Source organism: Haloarcula sp. CBA1122, from assembly GCF_009741785.1.
Taxonomy (GTDB): Archaea; Halobacteriota; Halobacteria; order Halobacteriales; family Haloarculaceae; genus Haloarcula; species Haloarcula hispanica.
On sequence record NZ_WPCB01000109.1, the window covers coordinates 1 to 1,177 of the forward strand.

At 69.8% G+C, this 1,177-nt stretch carries 2 pseudogenes; both read right to left on the reverse strand.

What is annotated here, in order from left to right:
* Positions 1-344, reverse strand: a pseudogene (locus GJ630_RS19380) (hypothetical protein); the annotation flags it as partial.
* Positions 341-1,177, reverse strand: a pseudogene (locus GJ630_RS19385) (aldehyde ferredoxin oxidoreductase C-terminal domain-containing protein); the annotation flags it as partial. The pseudogenes GJ630_RS19385 and GJ630_RS19380, both read right to left, overlap by 4 nt.

Genomic DNA, 1,177 nt, shown 5'->3' on the forward strand with positions numbered 1-1,177 from the left:
GCGCCGCCCGCGCCGCCCGCGCCGCCGCTGTCTGTCGGAATACCGACCGGCTTGTCCTTGTTCTCCCGCGGGACGTGGGGGACCGCCTGGCCTCCGGGGTCTGCGCTGGCGGTATCTCCGCCATTCTCTTCGACACCAGTGTCCGAAGCAGGACCCGTATCTGCGGCCGCACCGGGACTCTCAGCCTCGGTATCGCTGTCGGGCCGCACCGATACGGTCCCAGTCGATCCGGGGTCGGGTTCGTCTTCGGGGTCGCCCTTTCCATTCCAGAACCAGTCGCCCCGGTTCGGCGTCTCCTCGTCGTCCTGTACGTCGAGTTCGTCGAGGTCGATTTCGTCTGTCATTCTCCGAGTGTCGTGTCCGCTGGTCGTGTCGATTGGTCGACGGCGTCCGTGAGGCCGAGTCGCTCGATTGTCTCGGGGGTGGGCCGGCCGTCGGCGTCCCAGCCGCGCTGGCTGTAGTACTCGTCGAGCATCGCGTCGAACGACTCGGTGTCGATTGCCGCGCCAGCGTTCGGGCCAGAATCAAGCGGTTCCTGCAGCTTTGCCGGGAGTTCGTCGTCGGCTCGGGAAACGCCCTCCCGGACGTTGAACAGGCGCGTGAGCGTCCAGACCCGCTCGCCGACCGTCGCGAGGTCGCCGTCCGTGTCCAGGCCGATAGCGTCGAGCCACTCCGCGCCGAGGTCTTCGAAGGCGTCGCCGACGAAGTCGTCGACGACGAGGCACCACAGCACCGAGCGCTGGTCCTGTTCGCGGATGACGGCCGCGGCCGCCCGCTCCGGGTCCCAATCGGAGTCGAAGGCTTCCCGCTCGATGGGGAGCGCCCGCCGATGACAGGCCCCGCGGTCGCTGGTCGCGTACGCCAGTGCCATGCTCCGTGCGCCGCGGGGGTCGTACGCGGGCAGTTCCATAGCCTTGACCGTCGGCAGGAGGTCGTCCCCGCCTAGACGGGCCGAGGCCGCGTCAACGCCGTCGGCCAGAGCGTCGCCGAGCGTCGACTCCCGCGCGACGATGGCTCGAGGAGCGCCCGCGCGTCGTCGGGGCTCCCGTAATCGAGCGATTCGTCGAGCAGGCCGGCGTCGCCGGCTTTGATGGCCCACGCGACGGCGCTTCCGGCGCTGATGAGGTCGAGCCCCAGTCGGTTGCATGTCTCGCCCAGCGCCGCCACGGCGTCGAAG